Annotated in this window: 22 protein-coding genes; 11 read left to right on the top strand and 11 right to left on the bottom strand. The window is 51.5% G+C overall.

Annotated features, from left to right (window positions below; all coding sequences use genetic code 11):
• Positions 1 to 78 precede the first annotated feature (78 nt).
• Positions 79 to 1,284: an NnrS family protein gene (locus tag A9165_RS01730; protein WP_083216209.1), complete on the bottom strand. Its 1,206-nt coding sequence runs from the start codon at positions 1,282 to 1,284 to the stop codon at positions 79 to 81.
• A complete protein-coding gene (locus A9165_RS01725) occupies positions 1,281 to 2,552 on the bottom strand; it encodes a nitrate/nitrite transporter (protein WP_065954703.1) in 1,272 nt (423 codons plus the stop codon). Before A9165_RS01725 ends, A9165_RS01730 begins: the two co-directional genes overlap by 4 nt.
• 327 nt (positions 2,553 to 2,879) lie before the next feature.
• On the opposite strand from A9165_RS01725, the gene A9165_RS01720 reads away from it, so the two are divergent.
• The 3 genes from A9165_RS01720 to rnk all read left to right on the top strand — a co-directional run bounded on the left by A9165_RS01720 (position 2,880) and on the right by rnk (position 6,633).
• A complete protein-coding gene (locus A9165_RS01720; protein ID WP_065954702.1) occupies positions 2,880 to 4,376 on the top strand; it encodes a NarK family nitrate/nitrite MFS transporter in 1,497 nt (498 codons plus the stop codon).
• A gap of 16 nt (positions 4,377 to 4,392) precedes the next feature.
• Positions 4,393 to 6,129 carry a bifunctional protein-serine/threonine kinase/phosphatase gene (locus A9165_RS01715; RefSeq protein WP_008609418.1) on the top strand — a complete coding sequence of 579 codons (1,737 nt, stop codon included), beginning with the start codon at positions 4,393 to 4,395 and terminating at the stop codon, positions 6,127 to 6,129.
• Between the two features lie 99 nt (positions 6,130 to 6,228).
• Positions 6,229 to 6,633 carry a nucleoside diphosphate kinase regulator gene (gene rnk / locus A9165_RS01710; protein WP_065954701.1) on the top strand — a complete coding sequence of 135 codons (405 nt, stop codon included), beginning with the start codon at positions 6,229 to 6,231 and terminating at the stop codon, positions 6,631 to 6,633.
• A gap of 80 nt (positions 6,634 to 6,713) precedes the next feature.
• Here rnk and mog read toward each other — a convergent pair whose 3' ends face one another.
• From mog to A9165_RS01695, 3 genes are read right to left on the bottom strand one after another with little or no spacing between them, the layout of a single operon-like run.
• Entirely contained in the window at positions 6,714 to 7,250 is a 537-nt protein-coding gene (gene mog, locus A9165_RS01705; protein WP_065954700.1) for a molybdopterin adenylyltransferase, read from the bottom strand.
• 53 nt (positions 7,251 to 7,303) lie between these two features.
• Entirely contained in the window at positions 7,304 to 8,176 is an 873-nt protein-coding gene (locus A9165_RS01700; RefSeq protein WP_065954699.1) for a U32 family peptidase, read from the bottom strand.
• A 3-nt stretch (positions 8,177 to 8,179) separates the two neighbouring features.
• Positions 8,180 to 9,172 carry a peptidase U32 family protein gene (locus A9165_RS01695; protein ID WP_008950901.1) on the bottom strand — a complete coding sequence of 331 codons (993 nt, stop codon included), beginning with the start codon at positions 9,170 to 9,172 and terminating at the stop codon, positions 8,180 to 8,182.
• Positions 9,173 to 9,280: 108 nt separating this feature from the next.
• Between A9165_RS01695 and A9165_RS01690 the strand changes: the two genes are divergently transcribed.
• From A9165_RS01690 to A9165_RS01660, 7 genes are all read left to right on the top strand, one after another.
• Complete coding sequence (locus tag A9165_RS01690; protein ID WP_176714587.1) at positions 9,281 to 9,808, top strand: SCP2 domain-containing protein; 528 nt, start codon at positions 9,281 to 9,283, stop codon at positions 9,806 to 9,808.
• A gap of 27 nt (positions 9,809 to 9,835) precedes the next feature.
• Positions 9,836 to 11,197 carry an oxygen-independent coproporphyrinogen III oxidase gene (hemN, locus tag A9165_RS01685; RefSeq protein WP_065954697.1) on the top strand — a complete coding sequence of 454 codons (1,362 nt, stop codon included), beginning with the start codon at positions 9,836 to 9,838 and terminating at the stop codon, positions 11,195 to 11,197.
• A 225-nt stretch (positions 11,198 to 11,422) separates the two neighbouring features.
• The gene (locus tag A9165_RS01680) at positions 11,423 to 12,397 is read left to right on the top strand and encodes a response regulator (RefSeq protein WP_065954696.1); all 975 of its coding nucleotides are present in this window, start codon (positions 11,423 to 11,425) and stop codon (positions 12,395 to 12,397) included.
• Positions 12,378 to 12,734, top strand: a complete 357-nt coding sequence (locus A9165_RS01675) for an Hpt domain-containing protein (protein WP_065954695.1) — start codon at positions 12,378 to 12,380, stop codon at positions 12,732 to 12,734. The genes A9165_RS01680 and A9165_RS01675 overlap by 20 nt, the downstream gene beginning before the upstream one ends.
• Positions 12,727 to 13,083: a response regulator gene (locus A9165_RS01670; protein WP_065954694.1), complete on the top strand. Its 357-nt coding sequence runs from the start codon at positions 12,727 to 12,729 to the stop codon at positions 13,081 to 13,083. The genes A9165_RS01675 and A9165_RS01670 overlap by 8 nt, the downstream gene beginning before the upstream one ends.
• Positions 13,084 to 13,091: 8 nt before the next feature.
• Complete coding sequence (locus A9165_RS01665) at positions 13,092 to 17,864, top strand: EAL domain-containing protein (RefSeq protein ID WP_065954693.1); 4,773 nt, start codon at positions 13,092 to 13,094, stop codon at positions 17,862 to 17,864.
• Positions 17,865 to 17,877: 13 nt separating this feature from the next.
• Positions 17,878 to 18,702 carry an ATP-binding protein gene (locus tag A9165_RS01660; RefSeq protein WP_065954692.1) on the top strand — a complete coding sequence of 275 codons (825 nt, stop codon included), beginning with the start codon at positions 17,878 to 17,880 and terminating at the stop codon, positions 18,700 to 18,702.
• A 64-nt stretch (positions 18,703 to 18,766) separates the two neighbouring features.
• Here the strand turns inward: A9165_RS01660 and A9165_RS01655 are convergent, their stop codons facing one another.
• From A9165_RS01655 to nrdG, 4 genes are all read right to left on the bottom strand, one after another.
• Complete coding sequence (locus A9165_RS01655; protein ID WP_008950909.1) at positions 18,767 to 19,171, bottom strand: ribonucleotide reductase subunit alpha; 405 nt, start codon at positions 19,169 to 19,171, stop codon at positions 18,767 to 18,769.
• A 136-nt stretch (positions 19,172 to 19,307) separates the two neighbouring features.
• Positions 19,308 to 19,598, bottom strand: coding sequence for a hypothetical protein (locus A9165_RS01650; protein ID WP_065954691.1), 291 nt, complete (start codon positions 19,596 to 19,598; stop codon positions 19,308 to 19,310).
• Positions 19,599 to 19,744: 146 nt separating this feature from the next.
• Positions 19,745 to 21,547, bottom strand: a complete 1,803-nt coding sequence (gene nrdD / locus A9165_RS01645) for an anaerobic ribonucleoside-triphosphate reductase (protein ID WP_065954729.1) — start codon at positions 21,545 to 21,547, stop codon at positions 19,745 to 19,747.
• A 22-nt stretch (positions 21,548 to 21,569) separates the two neighbouring features.
• The gene (gene nrdG, locus A9165_RS01640) at positions 21,570 to 22,031 is read right to left on the bottom strand and encodes an anaerobic ribonucleoside-triphosphate reductase activating protein (RefSeq protein ID WP_008950918.1); all 462 of its coding nucleotides are present in this window, start codon (positions 22,029 to 22,031) and stop codon (positions 21,570 to 21,572) included.
• Between the two features lie 245 nt (positions 22,032 to 22,276).
• On the opposite strand from nrdG, the gene A9165_RS01635 reads away from it, so the two are divergent.
• Positions 22,277 to 22,798 carry a hypothetical protein gene (locus A9165_RS01635; RefSeq protein WP_237709347.1) on the top strand — a complete coding sequence of 174 codons (522 nt, stop codon included), beginning with the start codon at positions 22,277 to 22,279 and terminating at the stop codon, positions 22,796 to 22,798.
• 116 nt (positions 22,799 to 22,914) lie between these two features.
• Here A9165_RS01635 and A9165_RS01630 read toward each other — a convergent pair whose 3' ends face one another.
• Both A9165_RS01630 and narI read right to left on the bottom strand, forming a co-directional pair.
• Entirely contained in the window at positions 22,915 to 23,682 is a 768-nt protein-coding gene (locus tag A9165_RS01630; protein ID WP_065954690.1) for a peptidylprolyl isomerase, read from the bottom strand.
• Positions 23,683 to 23,903: 221 nt separating this feature from the next.
• Positions 23,904 to 24,593 (bottom strand): respiratory nitrate reductase subunit gamma, encoded by a 690-nt coding sequence (gene narI, locus A9165_RS01625; RefSeq protein WP_065954689.1) that lies wholly within the window; start codon positions 24,591 to 24,593, stop codon positions 23,904 to 23,906.
• Positions 24,594 to 24,602: the final 9 nt, after the last annotated feature.

The raw sequence follows: 24,602 nt of genomic DNA, 5'->3' as shown, positions 1-24,602 counted from the left end.
AGTTTAGAAGTCCACTGCGTCGGCAGCTTGATATAAATCAAAGCGGCACCAGCTTTACCCCTTCATGGGTAAGGCCGGCTAGCCCGGCCGGCCATCTGCTCTGGGCGTGGTTAATACCGGTAAGTACACCAGCACATAACAGGCATAGGCCAACACCCAGCAAGCAATCCCCAGCCAGAGCAGACTAAACGTATGCGCTGGCAGTAACCAAATCAGTAAGGTACGGCTGATACCGGCCAGCGCCACCAGCAGAAAAGCCCAAGCCATAATCTGCTTTGGTTGTAACAGCCGGCCGCTGTGGCCAAGCGAGACCCTGGCCATCATCGACAGAATCATTGATCCCATGGCGCCAGCCGTTAACGCATGCAGTGCGATACTCTGGCTGATGGCAAAGCCGGCATAACGTAACGCAAATAACGCCAGGCCCAGCGGGATAAACCAATAAGCCAGATGTAACGACCACAGCAGGGATACTTTAAATGTCAGCCAGATTTTCCAGCGCGCGCAGCGGATAGCGGTCAGCAGCGCACTCAGGGCAAAGAGGGCGCTTAACAGGCTAGCGGGTAACAGCGGCGCCAGACTGAAAAAATGCAAGACAAAGATCAGCCAAAGGCTGCCCAAAGCAGCGCGGTCAAGCCAGAGCAGCGCCTCAACTTTTGGCGTTTTGGTGCCATTAGCAGTAAACATCGGGATCACCCGGCCACCGACAATGGCCATTAACAGGGTGATTAGCCAGATGGCATTTAAACTACCGAGTTGCTGTAAGTCATAACGGCCAAGAAAAAGTCCCAGATACATGATCAGGTTGCAGGCGGTTAGCAGCAGTAACACTGGTACAAAAAACAAATTGCGGTATTGTTGTACCGCCAGTAGTGGTTTCGCCAGTAACCAGGCGGCCAGTGGTAAAAAGCTCAGATCCACCAGGGCGACCAGCCACAGGGGCAGCGCCTCGCCAAAGAGCAGAAGCAGACGGGCGGCCAGCCAGAGCAGTGTTAGCAATAACAGCGTCGGGCCATGCGGTGCGCGTAGTGAGGTCCAATTTTGCACCGCAGTTAATAAAAAGCCGATGACGATGGCACAGGCAAAGCCAAAGATCATTTCATGGCTATGCCAGAATAATACCTGACCAACAGGTTGCAGCTGCAGCTGACCGCCCAAGATCAGCCCCCACAACAGCATGGCGATAGCGCTAAAGGCGGCGCCGAATAAAAACAGCGGCCGGAATGCCTGGCGCAATAGCGGCAACAGCTTTTGCTCGGTCGCCAGATCGGTAATTTGCATCATTCGTCGTCATCCAATAAAAAATTATTACTACGGGCATCCTGCAGGCGCTGTTGATATTGCGCTGCCTGATTGGCGAAAAACATGGTGATCATGCATAGCGCCAGCACGCCATACAGAATCATAAAGCAGCCGGTGACAATACCCAGTGCATCCTGCGCCAGGCCAAAGAGCACCGGCAGGGTACAACCGCCCAGACCGCCAATGGCGGCAACAAAGCCACCGACTGCACCCATATGCTTAGGGTAGTAATCGTGAATCACTTTATACACGCTGGCGCGGCCAAAACCCTGAGCTACGCCAATGACAAAGATCAGGGCCGTAAACCACCAGACATTAACGGAGATCTCCAGTTGGACATCTTTTTCCAGGCCATGAATAATCAGGGTAGTGGGGGGGTAACTCAGAAAGAACAAGCACACCAGGCAGACCCAGAACACACTCCAGTTTACGGCCCGGCCACCATAGCGATCGGCAAACCAGCCACCTAATGCCCTGACCATACTGGAAGTCGCGACAAAAAACAGCGTAAAGGCCATTGCCTGCTGGGCGTTCATCGCATAGGCCTGCATATAATATTGTGGTAACCACAGCAACAGGGCTAAAAAGCCACCAAATACAAAGTAGTAATACAGTGAAAAGCGCCAGACCCGGGCATCTCTGACTAACTGACGCAGAGTCAGTGGTCTGGCGGTGGGGCCTGCAGTTTTTGGCGAGGGCGGTGACAACAACCAGAATAACACCAGCAATAAAGCCAGCCCAACGGCATACACAGGCCCAACCCACTGCCAGCCCCACCAGGCGACAATAATGGGCACCAGAATAAAGGTGATGGCGACGCCGGCATTGCCTACGCCAAACAGACCCATCGCCAGGCCTTGCTGGCGCGAGGCAAACCAGTCGGTCACATAGCGGATGCCGAAGGTAAAGGAAACGCCACTTAAACCAAACCAGAGGCCGGTGGTCAGATAACCATAAAAGCTGCTTACCAGTGGCAGCAATGCCAGCGCCGGAATGCAGCTGAGCATTAACCCCAGCCACAGCAGTCGGGCATTATAGCGATCTGCCAGCATTCCCAATGGAATACGTAGTAGCGCCCCGCTAAAAATGGGGGCTGCCAGTAAAATACCGTATTCGGTGGCGCTCAGGGCCAGCTGTTGTTGGATATCCAACCCCATCACCGCGTATAGCGTCCACACCGAAAAGCAGCCGGCAAAAGCCAGGGTAGCCAGTAGCAGCGCCCGGCGCGCCAGAGGATGGGTTGCCTGCATGCGTTACTCCCCAAATAAGCGCCTGTACCAGGCGCAAGACTCACTGCGCCTAGCATAGCGAAAAGCTTAGCGGCCTGCCCGGCCAAAAAGCAGTACCCCCTAAGTTCTGCGGCTAAGGCTGCGGCAAGGCAGGCTACCTCATAGGGGGTAGTGATGGCGTTGGGCTCGGCTTTTAGCGCTAAATTGCTGGCTACTCCAAAGGAGGTAGCGGCCCTCAGTGCAGGCCCGGCGCGGGCTGGCGGCTGTTGTGCCAGATCAATTTTTCCGGCCTAAAAACCCCTAGACTTGTACTGGAATATCATTCTATGACTCTTTCAGGAGGTCTGTATGGCTGGCGCAGCGTCTGCGGCAGGGCAAAGCAGTAAACTCAATCTGCTTAATTTTGCTGAACAAAAAATAAAAATGTTACACCTGACCTGGTTTGCGTTCTTTCTTACCTTTGTGATTTGGTTTGCTCATGCGCCCTTACTGATGCATATCAAAGAAGCGCTGGCGTTAACCGATGCCCAGATCCGGGCTTTGCTGATATTAAACGTGGCATTGACCATTCCGGCGCGCATCGTAGTGGGAATGATGGTGGATAAATATGGCCCGCGTATTATGTATTCGGTGTTGTTATTTATCTCGGCCTTGCTCTGTATCGGCTTTGCTTTTGCCAATACCTATGATGCCCTGGCCTTATTCCGCTTTTTACTGGGCTTTGTCGGCGCAGGTTTTGTGGTAGGGATCCGGCTGGTTGGTGAGTGGTTTCCGCATAACCAGGTTGGTACCGCTGAAGGTATCTACGGTGGCTGGGGTAATTTTGGCTCGGCGGCAGCCGCGATGACGCTGCCAACAGTGGCGCTGATGTTCGGTGGTGAAAATGGCTGGCGCTATGCGATTGCCTCAGTTGGGGTGATCAGTGCGGTCTATTCGCTGATTTTCTATAAATTTGCCCGTAATACGCCCAAAGGCTCGACCTATTTTAAACCGAAGAAAACTGGCGCCATGGTGGTTACCAGCTGGGGCGCATTGTGGGCCCTGATTCTGATGAATATCCCAATGCACCTGGCACTGGGGATCCTGGCCTGGCGTTTATCACCAGCAGGGGTGAATTTGTTCTCCGAAACCGCCATGTACAGCATCTGGGGCGCGCTGGTGGTGTTGTTTATCTTCCAGACGCAACAAACCTGGAAAATCAACGCCGAACATTTGCGCGAAGGTGTGCCGGAGCATGACAAATACAGCTTTAAGCAGGTCGGTATTTTAAATGTGGCGTATTTTGCGACCTTTGGCTCTGAGCTGGCGGTGGTATCAATGCTGCCACTGTATTTCCTGGAAACCTTCGAGGGGATGACGGCGGTAAAAGCGGGTTTGCTAGCGTCTGCGTTCGCCTTTATGAATCTGGTGTCGCGGCCAATGGGAGGCTGGTTCTCTGATAAATTTGGCCGGCGTAAGAGTATGGTGATCCTGATTGGTGGTCTGGCTGCCGGCTATTTTCTGATGGGCTTGATGGACAGCCACTGGTGGATCCCGTTGGCCGTATTAGCGGTAATGGCCTGCTCCTTCTTTGTGCAAGCCGGCGAAGGTGCGGTGTTTGCGATAGTGCCACTGATCAAGCGCAGTATGACCGGCCAGATCGCCGGGATGGCAGGTGCTTACGGTAATGTGGGGGCTGTGGTGTACCTGACCGTACTAAGTTATGTCGATTTTAGTACCTTCTTCTATGTGATTGCCGCCTCAGCATTGATTGGCCTGGTAGCGGTGATGTTCCTCGACGATCCTAAGGGACATATTGTCGAGGTGGCGGAAGATGGTACAGTACATAGAATTAATGTCGGTTAAATAAGGGCGTGCCGCTGTGGCAGAGTTAGCACTGCAGTTACAATATGGCGCTCAGACTGCGGCCGGCGTAAAAGCGGCCAACGAGGATGCGGTTGCCTGTCAGTTGCCTGACTCTGCCTACTTACTGCAACATAAGGGTGCCTGTTTCGTGCTGGCCGATGGCGTCAGTACCGCTGAAGCTGGCGCTCAGGCCAGTAAACTGGCTACCGAGCGTTTTTGTCAGGAATATCCGCAAACTCCGGATAGTTGGTCGGTGGCCTACAGTGCCGAGCAGTTACTGGCCACCATCAACAACCAGCTGTATCAATTCAGTCATAAGTTTGCCCATGAACAAAAAGGCTATTTATGTACCTTTAGTGCTTTGGTGCTGAAGTCGCGGACTGCGCATTTCTTCCATATCGGTGACAGCCGTATCTATCTGTTGCGTAACGCCAGTTTGCAGCAGCTGACGCAGGATCATATTACGGTATTGTCGGAGCAGCGGCAGTTTTTAGGCCGGGCACTGGGCATGGATGCCAAGGTCGCAGCGCAGCAAGGTGCATTGGCGTTGCAAGCGGGTGATCGTTTTTTACTAACCTCGGATGGCATTCACGACTTTTTAAGCGAGGCCGAATTAACTCAGCTGCTGACGACAGTAACGGATCCGGAGCAATGCAGCCGACAATTACTGGAGCAGGCATTAGCGCATGGCAGCGATGATAATGTCAGCGCGATAGTGGTAGATGTGGCGCAGTTACCTGAGCAGAGCCTGGATGATTTAAGCTCCGAGCTGACCCGGTTACCCTTCCCGCCGGCGTTAAGCCCAGGTATGAAGCTGGATGGTTATCGGGTAGTGCGAGAGCTCTATGCCAGTAGCCGCAGCCACCTGTATCTGGTGGAAGATGAAGCCACCGCAGAGCAGCTGGTGCTTAAGAGCCCATCGCAGAATTATGCCGATGATGTGCTTTATATCGATCGCTTTATCCGCGAAGAGTGGATTGGCCTGCGGATCCAGTCGCCGCGCGTAGTTAAGGTGATCCGACAAAGCCGGCCACGGACCTTTCTGTACTATTTAATGGAGCATTTGCAGGGCCAGAGTTTAGAGCACTGGCTGGCAGAGCAGCCACAGCCGCTTAAACCCGCGTTGGCAATTAAACTGGTGAAACAGATAGCCGAAGGCCTACAGGCGTTTCACCGCATGGGCGCCATTCATCAGGACCTGAAACCCGGCAATATTATGCGTCTGGCCGATGGCAGCCTGAAATTGGTGGATTTTGGTTCGGTGTTTGTTGCCGGTCTGGCGGAAATCTACAGCCCACTGCACCACGAAGGCGCTTTGGGCACCGCGACCTATTCCGATCCGCACTATCTGCTGGGGCATAATTCCGGCGTGCAGGGTGATGTGTATGCCTTGGCGACCATTGCCTATGAGCTGTTTAGTGGCGGTCATTTACCCTATGGCCCGGCGGTAGAAGAATGCCGGGTGGCGAGCGATTATGACCGGCTGCGCTATCGCAGTGCCAGTCAGTTTAACCCGCTAATCCCGACCTGGTTTGACCGGGCCTTGCAAAAGGGAGTGAGTTTGGATCTGAGTTACCGCTATCAGAGTATCAGCCAGTTACTGACCGATTTGCAGCAACCCAACCCGGCGTTTTTGCATGAAGAGGTCAAACAGCAGAATAAATCCAATCCACTGCTATTCTGGCAACTGCTGTCCGGTTTCTGGTTTATTACCCTGCTGTTGGTGATCTGGTTGTTTCTGCTACGCCGTTAGCTTGCTTTTTCGCGGTTGCAGGGGTATAACTGCCTAAATTCTGAAAAGTCCGACGGCGTTAGCCTGCGGGCTTTTTTCTTTTTTACTTGGGAGTGTCATATGTCAGCTACACCTATCGTCGTTTCCAGTTTAGATATGGATCGGATTGAAGCCTTACTTGAGAAGATGCCCCGGCTGACGCCGGAGCTGGAAAAGCTGGAGTCAGAGTTGGATCGGGCTACCGTAGTTGAGCCTACTGCCTTACCTGCGAATGTGGTCAGTATGAACTCGACGGTGCGCTTTAAGTTTGCCGGCGATAACAAGGTGTTTGAGAAAACCCTGGTTTATCCGCATGACCTGAAAAACGATGAGCAAATTTCGATTTTTGCTCCGGTTGGCAGTGCTCTGCTCGGGTTAGCGGTGGGGCAAGCACTGGAATGGCCGATGCCACATGGCCAAAGCCGCACCGTTGAAATTCTCGACGTGCTATATCAACCAGAACGCGCCGGCGAATACCAACGTTAACTGCTTAGCCGGCAGCGACTCTGCACTCCGGCTCCGGTAGTCTTGCCTAACGGAGTCGAAGCCTGGGGTAGAGGCTGGCACTAACTTTTTGGTCTAAAGGCCTGCATCACTGCTTCGTTACACTGCAGATAAGGGCCGTCCATCAGATCGATGCAGTAAGGCACCGCCGGGAACACCGCATCCAGACACTGGCGGATTGCCTTGGGTTTGCCCGGTAAGTTAATAATCAGGCAGTTGCCACGTAAGCCAGCGGTTTGCCGTGACAAAATAGCGGTTGGCACATACTTTAACGACTCTTGGCGCATCAGCTCACCAAAGCCCGGCATCAACCTGTCACAGACGGCTTCAGTGGCTTCTGGCGTGACATCGCGTTTGGCCGGCCCGGTACCACCGGTGGTGACAATTAAACAGCAACCCTGTTGCTCGGCCAGTTCTATCAGGGTTTGCTCAATCAGTAGTTGTTCATCCGGGATCAAGCGGTACTCGGCCTGCCAGTCGCTGCTTAGATACTCTGTTAAGGTATCGATTATCGCCTTGCCGGATAAATCTTCATATATACCGGCACTGGCGCGGTCGCTTACCGTAACAATGCCAATTTTTGCCTGTTGCTGCGTCATCTGCGCTCCGGATTACAATTCAACATTCAACATTCAACACTCATCATTCAACGTCAGCCCGTCGCCATCCCTGCAAGCTTTAGCCAATAACCATTACTGTCGGTATCACTCAGTTGTTGTGGCGCGGCGCCATGCTGGTTGGCCTTAAATTTAGTCAACCAGGCAAAGGTGCCCTCGGGCTCGGGGCTTAACCGTACTACATCAACCAACCCTTGCATAGCCGGTAGCTGATTAATCAGGTTATAGCGATAGCCAGACTGGGTTTGAATGCCGTTTAGCACAAACACCTGAGTACCGTCCTGGCTATACACAGTGCGCCCCTGCGGATATTTAATGCAACAGAGCTCGCACTGATCTTTAGCGCGATTCTCAGAGCGGGCGGTAAAGCAGCGACCACTCCAGGCCAGAGGTAAATGGCCAAAGGCAAACACCTCGGTTTGAAAGCAATCGCGGATATCCTGAATAATGCCCTCGTTTAACACCTGTTGCAGCCAGTCGCCGGATAGTTCAACCGGCATCACCCAGCGCAGCAGTCCCATACCAATTAAGCGGCGCAGGCTATGCTGGTTATAGCAGTTAATGGCGGCACCGGCGACAAAGGGCAGGCCCTGTTCGTACAGCATAGCAATAGCGCCAACATCATTAGCTTCCAGCATAAAGTCGCCGTTATCGACGTACTTGCGCAGCTCGCGCAGTTCAGACGGCGACTCCAACAGCGTCATGCCAGATAAACACACCTGTTTGCCGGCTTCGCGCAGCATATGCGCCAGCTTAAGGTAGTCTTCCAGTTTTAGCTCGCGTCTTTTGCTGCAAACGGTTTCGCCGAGATAAACAATATCCACGGCCGAGTCGGCAGCCTGGCGGTAAAACTCCAGCATCTGTGCTTTGGGCCAGAAATACAGTACCGGGCCAAGTGAGAATTGCATAGGTTATTTCCATTTCCGATGATAGGCACCGAGGGTGGTTTGGTTGCCCTCGGCCAGATTATTCAGCACCTGCTGCCAGTGTTGTTGCACCAGAAAATGCGCTGGATCCTGCATTACCGCATCAATAGCCGCCCGCCAAACCTGAGTGATCTGGGTTACATAAGCCGGGCTGCGCTGCCGGCCTTCAATTTTCAGTGAGCTAATGCCCTCGGCATAGAGCTGTGGCAGTAAATCCAGGGTGTTCAGGCTGGTTGGCTCTTCCAGCACATGGTAGGTATCGGCATCGACTCTGAAACGTCCTTTACAGAGGGTCGGGTAGCCGGCGGTTTCATCCGCGGCGAAGCGGTCAATCAATACTTCATTTAAGCGCGACTCCAGTACGCCGTCTTGCTCTTGCCAGCGAACAAAGGCCGCCGGTGAGCAGGCGCCGGCGGTATTCGGTGACTGCCCGGTTAAGTAAGAACTCAGATAGCAACGCCCCTCAGCCATAATGCATAAGCTGCCAAAGGCAAAGACTTCCAAATCGATATCACAGCTGCGGGCCAGCGCGCGCACCTGTTGCATCGAAAGCACCCGTGGTAACACCACCCGGCGGATATTAAATTGCCGGTAAAACTCAATGGCGGCGGCATTGGTGGCCGAAGCCTGCACCGACAGATGTAATTCAACCTGCGGATAGCGTTCAGCGGCATAGGCCAGCACTGCCATATCGGCAAGAATCAGTACATCGGTGCCAGCCCGTACTGCACTGTCGACCGCCTGCTGCCAGCGCGACCAACCCGCGGGGTGAGCAAAGGTATTAATGGCCACATGCAATTTACGCCCCGCCTGATGCACATAGCGGGCAACCTCAGTCAGTTGCGACTCAGTAAAGTTTAAGCCGGCAAAGTGCCGGGCATTGGTGTCATCTTTTAAGCCGACATAGATCGCATCGGCCCCCTGACTAATTGCTGCTTTGACTGCCGGCATACTGCCAGCCGGACAGAGTAACTCCATATCAGCCTCATTACTGTGGCCCTGCCTGCTGTACCCCGGAAAGGCTATAGGCAGCGCCGTAGAACTATGCTTTTATTATAGGGAATTTAGCTGCTGGGTTGCTTCTATATGTTTGATATTAAAAGGGTTAGTCATAAATTGGTAGCGTTGCTACCTACTTTGGCGCAGCGGGTGCAACAGCTGACGCCCAAGCGTGTGCAGCAGCAGGGCTTAACGCTGCTGCTAAATAAGTTTTTTCAGCCAGAGCTAACTGCCGGCAGTCTGGATTTTCTGGCACAGCGATACTTAGTGTTACAGGTAAGCGACTGGCAACTGAACTTTGCCATAACGTTAAAAAACAACAAATTACAGGTTGAACTGGCATCTGTGCAGCAGGATCTGCTGATTAAAGCCAGCAGTCAGGATTTTCTGGATCTGATCTGCGGCAAAGTCGATCCGGATACCTTATTTTTCCGGCGTCGCCTCAGTATGTTAGGGGATACCGAGCTGGGACTGTACTGCAAGAATCTGCTCGATACTATTGAGTTAAGCCGCTTGCCGCCGCCACTGCCGGCCTTGCTGCTAAGCTGGCAAAGTTTGTTGGCAACGGCAGAGGTTGCGGCAGATCAAACTGCTACAGTACCTGGCAGCTTATAATTGTCCTGAGTTTTCCGGAGACAGCAGATGCAAAGCATACAGTGGGACGCGGCGTTAATCGCCAAATACAATATTAACGGGCCGCGTTATACCTCTTATCCAACCGCGCTGGCGCTTAACACGGCCTTTCCACAGGCGGCATTGTTTCAGGCGCTGGCCAGCAGTGGCCCTGAGTTAAGCCTGTATCTGCATATCCCGTTCTGCCATAAGCTGTGTTACTACTGCGGCTGCAATAAAGTTGTCACCCGCCATCAGCATAAAGCCGATGCCTATCTCGATGCCCTGGCTGCAGAAATGGCACTGTATCGCCCGCATCTGCAGCAGAAAGTGATTAATCAGCTGCATCTGGGCGGTGGTACCCCAACCTTTTTAACCGAAGCACAGCTTAGCCGCTTAATGGCGTTGTTACACCAGCACTTTATGATTTTGCCGGCTGCCGGAATCAGTATTGAAATTGATCCGCGCAGTTGCAGCGACGACAAACTGCGGCATTTAAAACAACTGGGTTTTAACCGCGTTAGTTTTGGCGTGCAGGATCTGGACGAAAAAGTGCAGATTGCGATTAACCGGGTGCAGGACACTGAGCTGATCCGACATCAGGTGGCATTATGTCGCGAATTGGGGTTTAGTTCGGTCAATCTGGACCTGATCTATGGTTTACCCTATCAGCAGCCAGCCAGCTTTGCCGAGACGGTCGCTGAAATTATCCGGCTTGACCCGGATCGAATTTCATTATTTAGCTATGCTCATTTACCGGAGCGCTTTGCCGCGCAGCGCAAAATTCCGGATTGCAGTTTGCCGGATGCGCCAGCCAAGCTGGCGCTGATGCAGCTGGCGATCACACAACTGGTGGCAGCCGGTTATCAGTTTATCGGTATGGATCACTTTGCCAAGCCAGATGATGCGCTGGCCAAAGCCCAGCAAGCCGGCAAATTACAGCGTAACTTTCAGGGCTATACCACGGCAGGGCAGGATGCGTTGCTCGGTCTGGGCGTATCCAGTATCAGCCAGGTAAACGGCGTGCTGTGGCAAAATAGCAAAGACTTGCCGGCCTATTATGCCGCGATAAACCAGCAGCAGCTGGCGGTTGAGCGCGGCTTTGTATTATCGGCAGATGATCGGCTACGCGCGGCGCTGATTAGCCAGTTAATCTGCCATTTCGAGCTGGATATTATCGCTTTAAGTCAGCAGTGGCAGTTGCAGAGCTTTTGGCAGTACTTTGACAGCGCGCTGAGTTTGCTTAAGCCCTTTATGGAGGATGGTCTGGTAGAAGTCTATGCCGAGCAGATCCGGGTAACAGACGCCGGCCGGCTCTGGGTGCGCAGTATCTGTGCCTGTTTTGATGCCTATCTGCAGCAAGGGCAGCAAAGGTACTCAAAAGTTGTATAATACTTTACTACTACATTCTTGTTGCTAAAATACTGTTTAATCAAATATAATTTATTCGCATTCAAAGCTTTCCCATTCCGGAAGCTTCGCCTGTAACATAATGCAGTCTGTGCCGACATAAACTCTGTTTCGGGTATATACTTGTTATCAAGGATAGCTGCCTGGTGCAGCGCTATGGTCCGAAATGCTTCGTTGTATGATCCCGACAAGGATAGACACCCTTTTATGCTACTAAAGAACTTTAACGTCCTGGTGTTAGATGACGTTATTCTGATGTGCGACTTTCTCTATGGCGTGGCCAATAAAGTACCGGGCTGCAAAGCGTTTAAAGCGCTGGATGCCAAAACTGCCAGCGAGATCCTGGAACGCGAACCCATCGATTTATTAATCACCGATATAGAGCTAAAAGGGCCGAGTGGGCTCGACTTGCTGTCTCGGGTCCGCTCCGGTGCTTTTACCGCTACAGCCCACGATATCCCGATTATTGTGTTCTCTGGCAATGCTTACCGGGAACTGATTCAGCAATGTATTCTGTTTGACGTCAACGACTTTCTGGCAAAGCCGGTTTCGGCGGTGCAGCTAAGTAAAAAAATTCAGCATCATCTGCAGCATGAAAAGCTAATCCAGCCAGCGGCTCATTACGCCGATATGAAACAACGGCTGGAGGCGCCGAAAGCGACGGATGATGAAGAAGGCCAGCGTCGGTTTCGGGTAGCGATAGTGCGGGAGCTGGAGCAAAAGGCTGAGCAAGAAGAGCAAGAGCTGGATGAGCAGGGTAATAAAGTCGAAACACGCGATTTTCTGCACTGGCCAGAGGATGCGACCACTGGCTATTTTCAGCTGGATCGGCGTTTAAAGAACTTAGCCTATAACCTAAGCTGTTTTCATAATGTGTTTATCAATAACTGCAAAACGGTTGCCATTGATGCCGAGCGTAAGCGTGCCTGTGCCGCCGCTGACTATTTAATTCATATCGCTAAAACCATGCAGCAACGCGAGCAGCGCCCGGAGTTCTGGAGTATGTTACAGCAGCGGCTACAAAAGCTGCAGGCGTTAATGGCGGAGCTGGCCGAAGTGAATGTAAAGCATCACAAGCAGGTGCTGGCCTTACTAAAGAAGCTGGCCTATTGGTGGATGCAAACCTGTAACCGACCCTTGATTAATAAGACGGAGGCAGAAGATGAGTCAAGCCTGCACTGAGCTGGCTATTCTCGATCTTGCCATCCTGATCGAGATGTACGGTGACGATAGTCGGGAGACGTTAGAGAGCGCCCTAAGCGGTTTTGCTGCGGCGGCACCGCTCTATATTAACGCGATCAAAGAAGCGGGTAAGGTACGAGATCTTCCGGCCTTGTCCGCTGCAGCCCATAGCCTGAAAGGGATCGCCGCTCTTACCGGCGCCACTCAGCTGGCTTCACTTTGCTGGCAGCTGGAGCTGGCCGCCCGGAATGCTGACGAACACGCGCTGGCACCGTTGTTGGTCACTTTTTCAGACTGCTGGCAACAACTCAAGCAATTAAGGGCAGCTGATGTTTAACGTACTCTTTGTTGATGACGAGCCATTATTGCTGGAGGCCTATCGTCGTATGTTGCGCCAGAGTCCTTTTCAGTGTCATACCCTGACCGACAGTGCTCAGGTAATGGATTTTTTAGCGCAGCAGCCGGTAGACATCGTTGTTGCCGATCAATTGATGCCGACCCTGAGCGGAGGCGCGCTGTTACAGCAGTTGGTTAAAAAATATCCGGCGATTAAGCGGGTATTAATCAGTGGCAACCTTAACTTGGTAGAGCCGGCTGCCAGGGTGGCAGCCCACCGTTTGCTGGAGAAACCCTTTAGTAAAGCGGTATTACTCTCAACCTTACAGGCGTTAATGGAGCCTGCATGAGAGGATTAATGCAAAATCGGTCTGCCCGCTTTTTTGGCCCCATGCTGGGTTACAGCTTATTTTATGCCAGTACCGCAGTATTATTACTCAGCGTGTTAACGGCTATTCTCGATCAGCTATTTCATGCCGACGCCGACAACTACACCGTGATTTTACCTTTTTCTTCACTGCTGCTGTTTTCCTATTTGGTCTTATTGCTAGTGGCGGTAATTGCCAAAAAACGGCAATGGGTTGCAGTGTGCTGGCTACTGTTGCTGGCTTACCTGCTGAGTCAGAGCCTGATTGCTGAGCCGGCACAGCAGCTGGAAACTCCGCCCTTGCAATACCTGGCCTGGGGCTTATTACTTCTGGGTTGGCTGGGCTGGCTGGGTAAAAAGCAACGCTGGAGTGCGTATCTGGCGCTGCTGTGTCATACGTTATTACTGATCTTAGTGGTTGCCGTGATCTGGCAAGACACGGGTAACTTATTCGGTTACGCCTTTGGTGTTTCCCCCTCTGTTGCGATGAACTCGGCTACTTTATTACTATTTGCGGCTATTGCTGGCTTAAGTGCGCGCTTTAGTGGCCGCTTTCGTTGGCAGGAACAGCGTGGTAATCCGGGCAGTTGGTTGGCACTGCTATTAGCCAGTTTTGCGGTCTTACTCTGGCTGAATTTTATGCACCAGTTAGGGCAAGTAAAAAGAGAGGTGATTGATAACACCTTGTCTGCCTTTCAACAGCAATTGAATCAGGTTTTTAATGAGCAACAAGGCTTGATCTATCGCTTAGCCGATCGCCTGGCCAGTTCAGAAACCCCTTACAGTGCTAAACAACTTGAGTTGGAGTTACGCAGTTATCTGCGAGATTTCGCCTATCTCGATTATCTGGCAATTATTAATGCGAATGGCGAATTACAATTATCGATTAGCGATAGTGATGAAGATCGGCGCTGGTTTGATCAATACCTAAGTGTTGCTAAGCCAGTACCCACAGCCTTTGCCAGCAACAGCCCCCGGCCAGAAGTTAGCTTTTATTACGATAGCCGGGTTGACCATACTTTTGTGCGGGCTTTGCTGCCACAGCCCAATGCCTCGGCGCTGCGTGAAGTCGTGGCCAGTCTGAATTTTCGTGATGTGATGACCAAATTGTTGCCGGTGGTGGTTGCGCCGGATTATGCGGTGCAGGTGGCATACCAGGACTTGCCAGAGCCGTTAATCGACCAGCGTCAGGCTGAGCGGCAATATTTTTTACTTGGCGAGTATCCGGTAGTGTTATTCGGCGACTTAGCCTGGCGGTTGCAACTTTATCGCGAGTTAGACAGTAAACTGGATTTTATGCGGCAGATTGCCGGAGTCGTGCTACTGGCCGGTTGGTTAGTGGTAGTGCTGGCTCTGCTCAGCCAACAATATCAGCGCTTATTACAACGCCAGCAACGTCGCTTAATAACGTTAAACCATAGTACTCAGCATAACCTTGGCATCCAGCGCCGTTTGCAGTTACAGCATCAACAGATTATGGATAACTCCAGCGATATTCTTTGTATGGTTGACCAACAGGGGCACTTTCTGGAGTTAAGTCGATCCTGTGAGTGGGTGTTAGGGTATACGCCAGCAGAGCTGACCGGCCGCGCCTATATGGATTTTGTGCATCCCGATGACCATGTGATTACCGAGCAGGAAGCTAACAATATTATTAATGGCCAGCATACCCAGTATTTCCGTAACCGTTATCTGCGTAAAGATGGCAGCATTGTCTATTTAATGTGGTCGGCGCGTTATGTGCCCAGTCTTGGCATCATGTATGGGATAGCTCGCGATGTCACTGATCTTGTCAAAGCTGAGCAGCTACAGCAGGCACAGCAGCAGGTACTACGGTTAATTTCTAATGAACAACCGCTGGCAGAGATTATCCAGCAGATTTGTTTATTGGCCGAACGCCAAAATCCGGCATTCCGGGCCAGCTTCATGCTAAAAGTCGGTGACCATCTGGAATTACTGGCTGCACCTTCATTCAGTGAGTCCTTCCGTAAGGCTTTTGCCAGACTGCCGATAGCCGATAACTTTGGTTCCTGTAGTACCGCGGCTTTTCAAAAGAGTCTGGTGATTGTCGAAAATATCGCTACTGATCCCAAGTGGCAAACGGTCGCAGCGGTGGCACTGGCGGAGCAAGTGCAAGCCTGTTGGGCGCTGCCGATGGTTTCGCTACAGGATGAGGTACTGGGCACCTTTGCCGTTTATTGTTCTGAAACCAGAGCACCGTCTAGTGAGGAGTTAGAATTGATTCTTAGCTGCAGCCGCTTTGCAGCTATGGCGATTGAACGGGCACAACAGAAACGCCAATTAACCGAGAGTGAGCAGCGTTTTCGCTCGCTATACCAATATAACCCGGATGCGGTGTATGTGTTGAGCGAGAGCGGTTATTTTAGCCAGATCAATGCTGCCGGTTGCCGGTTATTAGAGTGGACCGAGGCAGAGCTGAAGCACATGCATTTTAGCCGGGTAATTTTACCAGAACAGTTGCCGGAAGTTACCGGCTATTTCGCCCGGGCGCTGGCCGGTGAAGCGGTAAGCTTTGAGGTCAGTATTCTAAATCATAGCGGCCAGCAACTGGAATTGCAGAGCACTATCGTACCAACCTATATTGATGGCCGGATTACCGGGGTAATTGGCATGGCCAAGGACGTAACGCAACGGCTGCAAACCGAAAAGCAACTACGGTTATATAAACGGGCGGTTGATGCCAGCTCCAGCGGGGTGGTGATTGCCGATATTACCTGGCCGGATATGCCTATCATCTATGTGAATGCCGCCTTTGAGCGCTTAACCGGTTATACCAGTGAAGAGGTAATCGGTAAAAATTGTCGTTTTTTACAGGGCTCAGAACGGGATAGTCTGGCCATTCAGCAAATTCGTAATGCGATATCAGGCCGGCAGGAATGCAGTGTAGTGTTAAAAAACTACCGTAAAGACGGCAGTATTTTCTGGAATAACCTGTTCCTGGCGCCAGTACCGGATGAGCAAGGCGCCATCACCCACTATATTGGCATTCAAACCGATATTACCGCGCAAAAAAATTATGAGCAGGAACTTGCCTATAATGCCTCCTACGATTTACTGACGGGTTTGCCCAACCGTAGCCTGCTGAAAGAGCGTCTGACTCAAAGTTGTAAAATCAGTGCCCGGCATCAGGAAAAGGTGGCAGTGCTGTTTATTGATTTAGATGGTTTTAAACTGATTAACGATAGTAAAGGCCACGCCGTAGGCGATGAGGTGTTACGGCAAATCAGTTGCCGTCTGCAGGCTGAACTGCGCGCTGGTGATACGCTGGCGCGGTTGGGCGGCGATGAATTTGTATTAATGGTACCCGATTTGCAGGAAACCGAGAGCTTTAATGAATTGGCGCAGCATTTACTGACTGTTATTGCACAGCCGATCCTTGTCGAGGAGCAGGAGTTACAAATCACTGCCAGTATTGGTATCAGCCTGACCGATAATAACTTTGACGAGCCGATGCAGCTGGTAAAACAGGCCGACTTAGCCATGTGTCAGGCCAAATTACAAGGCCGTAATAACTATCAGTGGTATCAGGCGGAAATGGAAACCAGCTTGAATAAGCGCCTGAATTTACGCGCTATGTTGAAAAAGGCGGTCGCTAATCAGGAGTTTGTACTGTATTACCAGCCGCAGGTTGAAGCAGGCAGCGGCCGCTTAATTGGTTTAGAAGCCCTGCTGCGCTGGCCACACCCAGAGCATGGCATGATAGGCCCGGATGAGTTTATTCCGGTAGCCGAAGAAACCGGGTTAATAGTGGAAATCGGGCAGTGGGTGATTGAGCAAGCGGCGGCCTTTAATGCGTCATTGCAACAACGTGGTATTGCGCATCTGGTGATGGCGGTGAATCTGTCGTCACTGCAATTCCAGCGCCCTGGCTTTGTCGAACAGTTACAGCAAACACTGCAACAGCAGCAGTTGGCACCGCGCTGGTTTGAGCTGGAATTAACGGAGTCATTGTTACTGCAAAATATTGAGCAGGTGGTGACCAAGTTACAGCAACTGAAGAAATTGGCGGTAAGTATTGCCATTGATGACTTTGGTACCGGCTACTCCAGCCTCAGTTATCTAAAACGGTTACCGATTAATAAACTGAAGATTGACCGCAGCTTTATCCGCGAGTTAGTGACTGATCAGCGCGATGCCGCCATCAGCCGCGCCATTATTGCGATGGCGCATCAGCTGGGCGTCAGGGTGGTAGCGGAAGGCGTTGAAACCGAAGCCCAGGCCAGCTTCCTGGCCAAAAGTTTATGTGACGAGTTACAAGGTTACTATTTTGCCCGGCCAATGCCGGGGCCACAGTTAGAGCAGTTTCTGATCTGCTATGCCCCGGTAAGTCATAATACTGCTGCAACGCAACAAACCTTGTTGCTGGTTGATGATGAAGAAAATATTTTGCACTCGCTAAAACGGTTGCTGCGCAAAGAGCCGTATCAGGTACTCAGTTGCAGCAGTGCCGCAGAAGCCCTGGAATTGCTGGCAATACATCAGGTACAGGTGATTATTTCGGACCAGCGGATGCCGGAGATGAATGGCACTGAGTTTTTAAGCCGGGTCAAAGAAATGTATCCGGATACGGTGCGGATCGTGCTGTCTGGTTATACTGATTTACGTTCGGTTACCGAAGCAATTAACCGCGGCGCTATCTATAAGTTTATGACTAAACCCTGGCAGGATGATGAGTTAAAAACGGAGATTGCTGCGGCGTTCCGGCGCTATCGCGAGCAGCATCTGCAGAGTACTGGCGAGTAATGGAGCAGGCAAGGTGGCAGATCAGGACATCAGGGTATTACAGCAGCAGCTGGCTGAGCTTACCGAGCAATTGGTACGCTCTGAAAAATTGGCCTCAATTGGCCAGCTGGCGGCAGGCGTCGCGCATGAAATTAATAATCCTATCGGCTATGTCGCTTCGAATCTGGCAGTACTAAAAGACTATACCAATAGCCTGACGTTGTTGGTGCAGCGCTTAAGCGAGCAGCTACCGCCGGCGCAAAGTCAGTTGCTAAAAAGCCAGTTTGACTTTGATTATATCTGCGAGGATTTACCCAATTTATTGCAGCAATCTGAGCAGGGCTTGCAACGGGTGATTGAAATTATCCGCGATTTAAAAGACTTTTCGCATATCGATCAGGCCGAGTTTGTCATGGCCGATCTGCAGCAGGGGATCCTGAGCACCCTGAATATTGTTGCCAATGAAATTAAATATAAGGCTGAAGTGGTGAAGCAGTTTACCGAATTGCCGCCGGTATTTTGTATCCCGTCGCAGCTGAATCAGGTATTGCTGAATTTACTGTTGAATGCGGCCCAGGTAATTGTCGATCGTGGCATTATTACCATCAGTACCGGCTGCGACGCGCAGTGGGTGTGGTTTAGTGTTGCCGATACCGGACCGGGCATAGCAGCAGAGCAATTAGAGCAAATCTTTCAGCCTTTTTATACCACCAAGCCAAAAGGTCAGGGTACTGGCCTCGGCTTGGCGTTATCGCGCAGTATTGTGGAAAAACATAAAGGGTTATTAGAGGTACAGAGTACGCCTGGCGTGGGCAGTTGCTTTACGGTTAAGATTCCGCGCAGCATAGCGAGTGCATGAACGGCTATTTACTCTGTAGCGTGCGCCAGCCGGCCAAAGGCCGACCGCAGCGTTGAGCTATTCCCTAATACAGTGCCACCAGGTCGCCATTTCTATCAAATGTCAGAAAATCGGCAATCATACCGCCCTGAATTTTCTGCATCATCATTTGTAATGGCTGTACGGCCTCGTCGCTATTCGGCGGAAAGCCGCCACGGCCACCCAAGGCCGAGACAAAGGCAATATCCCAGTCGATGCCGGTGTGAGTCGATTCTGCTACCAATTGCTGAAAGGCGCTAACCTCTTCTGGTAATTTATCGACACAGAGTACCGGCGCCAGAGCGCCGCCCTGACCCTGCTCAAAGTTTTGTTTTTGGCTATCGGTATAGCCATTAGGCAGTTCAGCTTTAGCAAACACAAATAACAGCCGTTGTGGCTCGGGTTGCATTGCTGCGGCCTGCAGTAAGTCCTGGTATGACTGAATATTCATGCTGTTGGCTCCAAGCGGATGATCTGGTCGCTATGCTAACAACAGTGGGGCGGTGCCGCTATCCGGCAAAGGAGGGGGCGCCTTACCTCTGATGGGGTAGCCTACTTTGCATCGAACGAAAGTGGGTACCTTTCACCTATAAAGCAGTGGGTAGGATTCTATTTCGCACCAAATTACGATGCACGCTTTGGCATAGCTTGCCAAAGCGGCGCAATTCATCAAACTTAGGGATGCGGCCTTGTTTTAGCGCGCTTTCCCAAAAGCAGAGTTCAGAATCGACCAGTTCCAGCATTTTCTTTGGACAGCCCTGACAATCGCTATTGGTAATGCCGCAAACATAGGTTGCCGGTTCGTAGAGCGGCAAGGTGGCTTTGACTTCGCTAATCAGCTGCTGCATGGCGGTTTGCAGCTTGGGTTTGTTACTCATTGCGCCTCCGCTGGGACTGATAACGCAGTTTACGGCGGGTAAGGCCTGCGCGCTATGCCTCCACAGTAGTAGCTAAGCTAAGAAAAAAGGGGGCCAGCAAGCCCCCAAACCGCCTCCGCCTAATTGCGCAAGGGGCCAGGAACGCCTTAACCGGTTTTCTGTAAGCGGTTACTGGCCTGACGTTGATAATGCCGCAGGCTATGTTCCTGCCGGCGGCCGGCGCTAAAGGCGGAGATACGTTTTAAATAGCCAATGACCCGGGTGCCGTAATCAATATCCGGGCTACCACATTGGGCACAGCGGCACAGCGTGCGCTTATCAATGGCGTCACACTGATTACAGATAGTGATTTTGACGTTAACACAAAAATAATTACAGCCGGTATGAGCAGCAATATTCAGCAGTTGCAGATAGCCCTGCAGATCCAGCTTTTCTTCCAGGTTCAGGTGCAGCGCTGAGCCACCATCCAGATAATCTAGTAGCTGACGGCCATGTAGTTGAAACTTGTCCAGCGTATTGCTTTGCTCGTCTTCTACCACGTAAAAATAGGAGTTATAGCAATCACGCGGCACAACATAGCCATCTTCGCGATCCCACTTGGCGTTCTTTACCCCCAGATTTTCCGCTGGCACAAACTCGGTATTAAACAGATAACCGTATTCGGCTTTTGCCGCCTTATTAGCCTCAAAAATCACTTTTAGCTGTTGCTGCACAAAGTTGATATAGGCGGCATTATTGCCAGCGCTTAGGCCCTGGGATTCGGCGGCTTCAACCATGCCGTTAATGCCAATGGTCAGAAATTGTTTATCCAGGCTGATAAAGCCGGCATCGTATACGGTGAGCAAGCCGGCCGCTTTATACTCTTCCAGGAGTTTGCGGTAGGCAACCTGATATTTATGGATTTTGCTGACCTCTGTTGCTAAATCACGGCCATCCTGGACCAGCCGGTTCATATTGAGAGTAATCACATTAATGGAGCCGGTCGCTACTCCGCCAGCGCCTAACGAATAAGAAAAGGTATTATCGCTGATTTCACTACGCAGCCGGCAGCAGCTTGCCAGTGAGTCGGCATTATCAGACTGATAAATAAAAAACGAATTCCCGGCTGCCATTTCGCGGGCTATGTCGATCGCGAACAGCTGGTCTTTGCAGCGGCCGTTCTCAGTCAGCATGGCGACGGTGACCACCGGGAAGGTGAGGATAGTTTTCTCGCGCTCTTGATTAAACCAGCTTAGGAAAAATTGCTGTAACGCTGACACCGAAGACCATTCTGGTTTTACAAAGTCCGGAAACACAAAGTTGCCAAACATGCTGGCAAAATAGTGTTGGTCATACACTGAGATATTCCAGAATACACTCTGATAACCGCGTGCTGCTGCCGGCTGGTTTAGTGCATACACCACATGCTGCAGATGGTTTTCGATTTGTTTGCGATGGGTCTGCAGATAGTTGTCGCCATAATCTTTGCGTGCGAAGTAGTCGAAGTAGGTCAGAAACTCGACTGTGGCCACGGCCCCGGCAAACTGGCTGGACACGGCGAATACAAAGTTAACAAAGCAGCCGCAAAAGGACTCCAGATGTTTCGGAGCCTGCGACTCGCCCCCCAGTTTCGTCAGACCATCGCGTAAGAACGGATACATGGTAACCGACACACAATAGGGCTTCAGGCTGGTTTCGTCATGCACATAAATTTCATGTTGCTCAATTTGGCGCAGATACTCCTTCGCCAGCTTAGCATCAAATAATTCGCGGATCTTATTGCTGACCAGAGCGCGATTAACCTGAATAAACTGATCTTTCATCAGCTCAGCCTCCAGGGTCGCAATATTTTTCTGGGTGACATTGGCATTGGCATCCAGTTTCGAACCATCGGCAGCATTAGGTGCCAGTAAATATTGCTCAATAAAACTCAGTTTCTTTTGTAGTTGTTCGGTGTTAAGCGCCGCCATAGCCATTCCCTCTTGCATTGTGTTAGTTGCGTTGTTGAAAGTGCGAATTCAGACACTGGCCTGTTCGCAAATCGATAAATCTTTGATTGGTGGTTGGGCTTTGCAAACCGCCGCGCGCGGCAAACCAGCGCCCGGTTTTCACAAAAGTCAGCTCACTGCGGATGGATGGGCTTAGCTCAGCCAGTTCCAGCCCGGTATAGAGGCAGCGTTTTAAGCCTGCGGTTTTACTCAGCGTCAGCAGTTTTAGTAATGCTGGCGCTGCCCATTCGCCGCCTAAAAACAGCACACAGCTAATCAACCCCTGATAATCCTGCAAACGTTGCTGAAAATGCTCCGGGCTAAGGGGGTGTCCTTGTTTGGGATCCCAGCTATCGGCGCTATGGCAACCTTTACAGCCCAGCTGGCAGCCACTGAAGGTGTATGCCAGCGACACTTCGCCGGGTACTTCTTGCCAGACAACTTGTTCAGCGGTGTAATACAGCATAAAACCCTCTATCTTGTGTTGGTATTGTTAATTATCACTAGATATTGTGGTTTAGCTTAGATGCTTAGCGCGGTGAAAGGTTGATCCAGATCAAATTTTGCTAACTGTAACCGCCAGGCTGGCTTGCCAGGTCGCGTCATTACAGCAGTTGTTACCCCATCGGTGGTACAGGGGAAATTGCTTCAGCGTCGGTTAAGGCCGGTGGGCCACAATCAACAGGTGTTTAGCCAGAAATGGAGCCTGCTATGAAAACAGGTATCAATAAAAGCTTGGTAATTGCCACCCTATTAACCTTAACGGCCTGGCCGCTGAGTGCGCATCAGCAGCGCTATGATCCGGTCGAGCAGGTGGCACAGGATGTGGTCGCCTTTACGCTGCAACGGGCGGCAGACGAGTTGTTAAGGGTGGCGCGGATTGATCCGGTGTACCAGGGTTATAGCCGGCATTATGAAATCCGGCATGCCCCACCACGTCTTGACGATCGTACCCGTCAGCAACTACGTCGTTTAGCGGCTGAGCATCAGCGTAAACTGGCCAGTTATGAGCGTGAGCTGGATCGGGAGCTGGACAAACTGGCCCGTGAATACCGGCACGATACCCGCAAAGGGAAAGGCCGGCCACATCATAAAGAGCGGGAGAAATTTCAGCGCAAGGTGGATCGGGCTTACGACAAATTTGCGGTAAAAGTGGAACGCGAGCATGACCGCTTTGATCGCCAGCGCGATCGCATTCTGCGCGATGCCTATGCATATCTACCCAGACGCTAATTAACGGTTTGCACTTAAACCAGGCCGTATTCCGGTAAGAAAAAACCGCCAGCTGAACACCAGTGGCGGCGCGGAGAGACCAGCACGGATGCTGGTTGTGGAGCCAGGAATGCCTGTTACTGCATCAGTGGTGAGTCAGATAACTGGAAGTCATAGCCATCAATGTTGGCCTGAACGATCAGTTGATGAATGTACTGGGCAATGGCTTTACGCCTTACCTTTTCATTTAAGTAATCGGCAATTTTTTGCTTAACGGCGCTATAAGGCAGGGGTTGACCTGGTACCTTACGCATCACTTCGACCACATGCACCCCATACCGACTTTCGACGCCCTGCGGCATTAAACCGGGTTCAGCACTAAAAATCTGCCGCTCAAACTCCGGCACGGTCTGACCACGACTGATTTGTCCAAGACTGCCGCCAGTTTCTTTCGACGGGCAGGCCGAGTAGGTGCGGGCGGCCTCGACAAAGGGTGTGCCTTGGTGCAACTGTTGGATCAGTATCTCCGATAGGGTTTTAGCTTCAACCCGGGCAGCATCATCTTCCGGCGCCGCGGCCAACAGGATATGCCGTACCTCTAACAGCGGTGAGCTGGTAAAGCGTTGCGGATTCAGTTTGTAATACTGCTCACATTCGGCATCTGTGGCCGTGGGGATCACCACCTCGTGCGCCAGTAACGCATCCAGATAGTTATTTTCGGTAACCACATTATTTTCGGTGCTGATTTCCAGCCCCAGCGCGGTCGCACGCTGGCGCAGCAGTTCGCCAATCACCAGCGACTCGGCGGCTTTTAACATCGCCGTACGTTTGCTGTCTGCCGGATGGTACTGCATTTCCGCCATAATGGCGGCTTCGCTAATTGGGATGTTATTTACTTGAATCATATTAACCTCGGAAGCCAAATACTGTTGGCGAACTTAACCTCAGTCTGAAACGAGGTGGTCAGCGCGCAGTACACTTTGGCCGGGGACGTCTTTCGCATGGATGCGAAAGGGGAGCCTACAGGGATGTATTTACGGCGTGCCCCGGCAAAGTTGTACGGAGTGCTTACCACCGGATGAATGGTCGCAAGCACTGCCGCAAACACGATTAAACCATCCCACCTTTACCGCACAAACCGCTGCCGCACTATCTGGTGCTGCCGGCGCATATACTGTACCGGCACACTTAACATATGCACTAAGCGGCTGAACGGGAATACTACAAACAAGCTTAAGCCAAGGAACACATGCAGCTTAAAGATCCAATGCACGCTGCTAATTGACTCTGCCGCGGCAACGGAATTAAAGGTGACAGTGTTTTGTGCCCAAGCCATTAATTTCAGCATTTCAGTACCGTCCAAATGCCCCATCGAGACAAAGATAGACAGTAAGCCCAGGATCAATTGTGCGTACAGTAACAGCAGGATAGCGATATCCATCGGGTTACTGGTGGCTCGGATGCGTGGGTTAAACAGCCGGCGTTTAATCAGAATAGTCAGGCCGTAGAAACAGATCAGGCCAAAGATACCACCGGCAACGATAGCGATCATTTGCTTCATTGAGCTGGTAATACCAAACAGATACCAAAGCTCTTTTGGTAGCAGCAGGCCGGCAAAGTGACCTAAAAAGATCCCCAGAATACCGATATGAAAAGCAATACTGCCTTTACGCAGTTGTTGGCTTTCCAACAGCTGGGATGAGCTGGTTTTCCAGCTGTATTGTTCGCGGTCGTAACGGATCCAGCTGCCAATCACCATAATGGCGATGGCAATATAGGGGTAGATCCCAAAGGCAAACAGGTTTAAGTGTGCCATGTAAATGCT

The organism is Alishewanella sp. HH-ZS, assembly GCF_001704375.1.
Classification (GTDB): Bacteria; Pseudomonadota; Gammaproteobacteria; order Enterobacterales; family Alteromonadaceae; genus Alishewanella; species Alishewanella aestuarii.
This window is presented reverse-complemented; position numbering and strand designations above follow the sequence as displayed.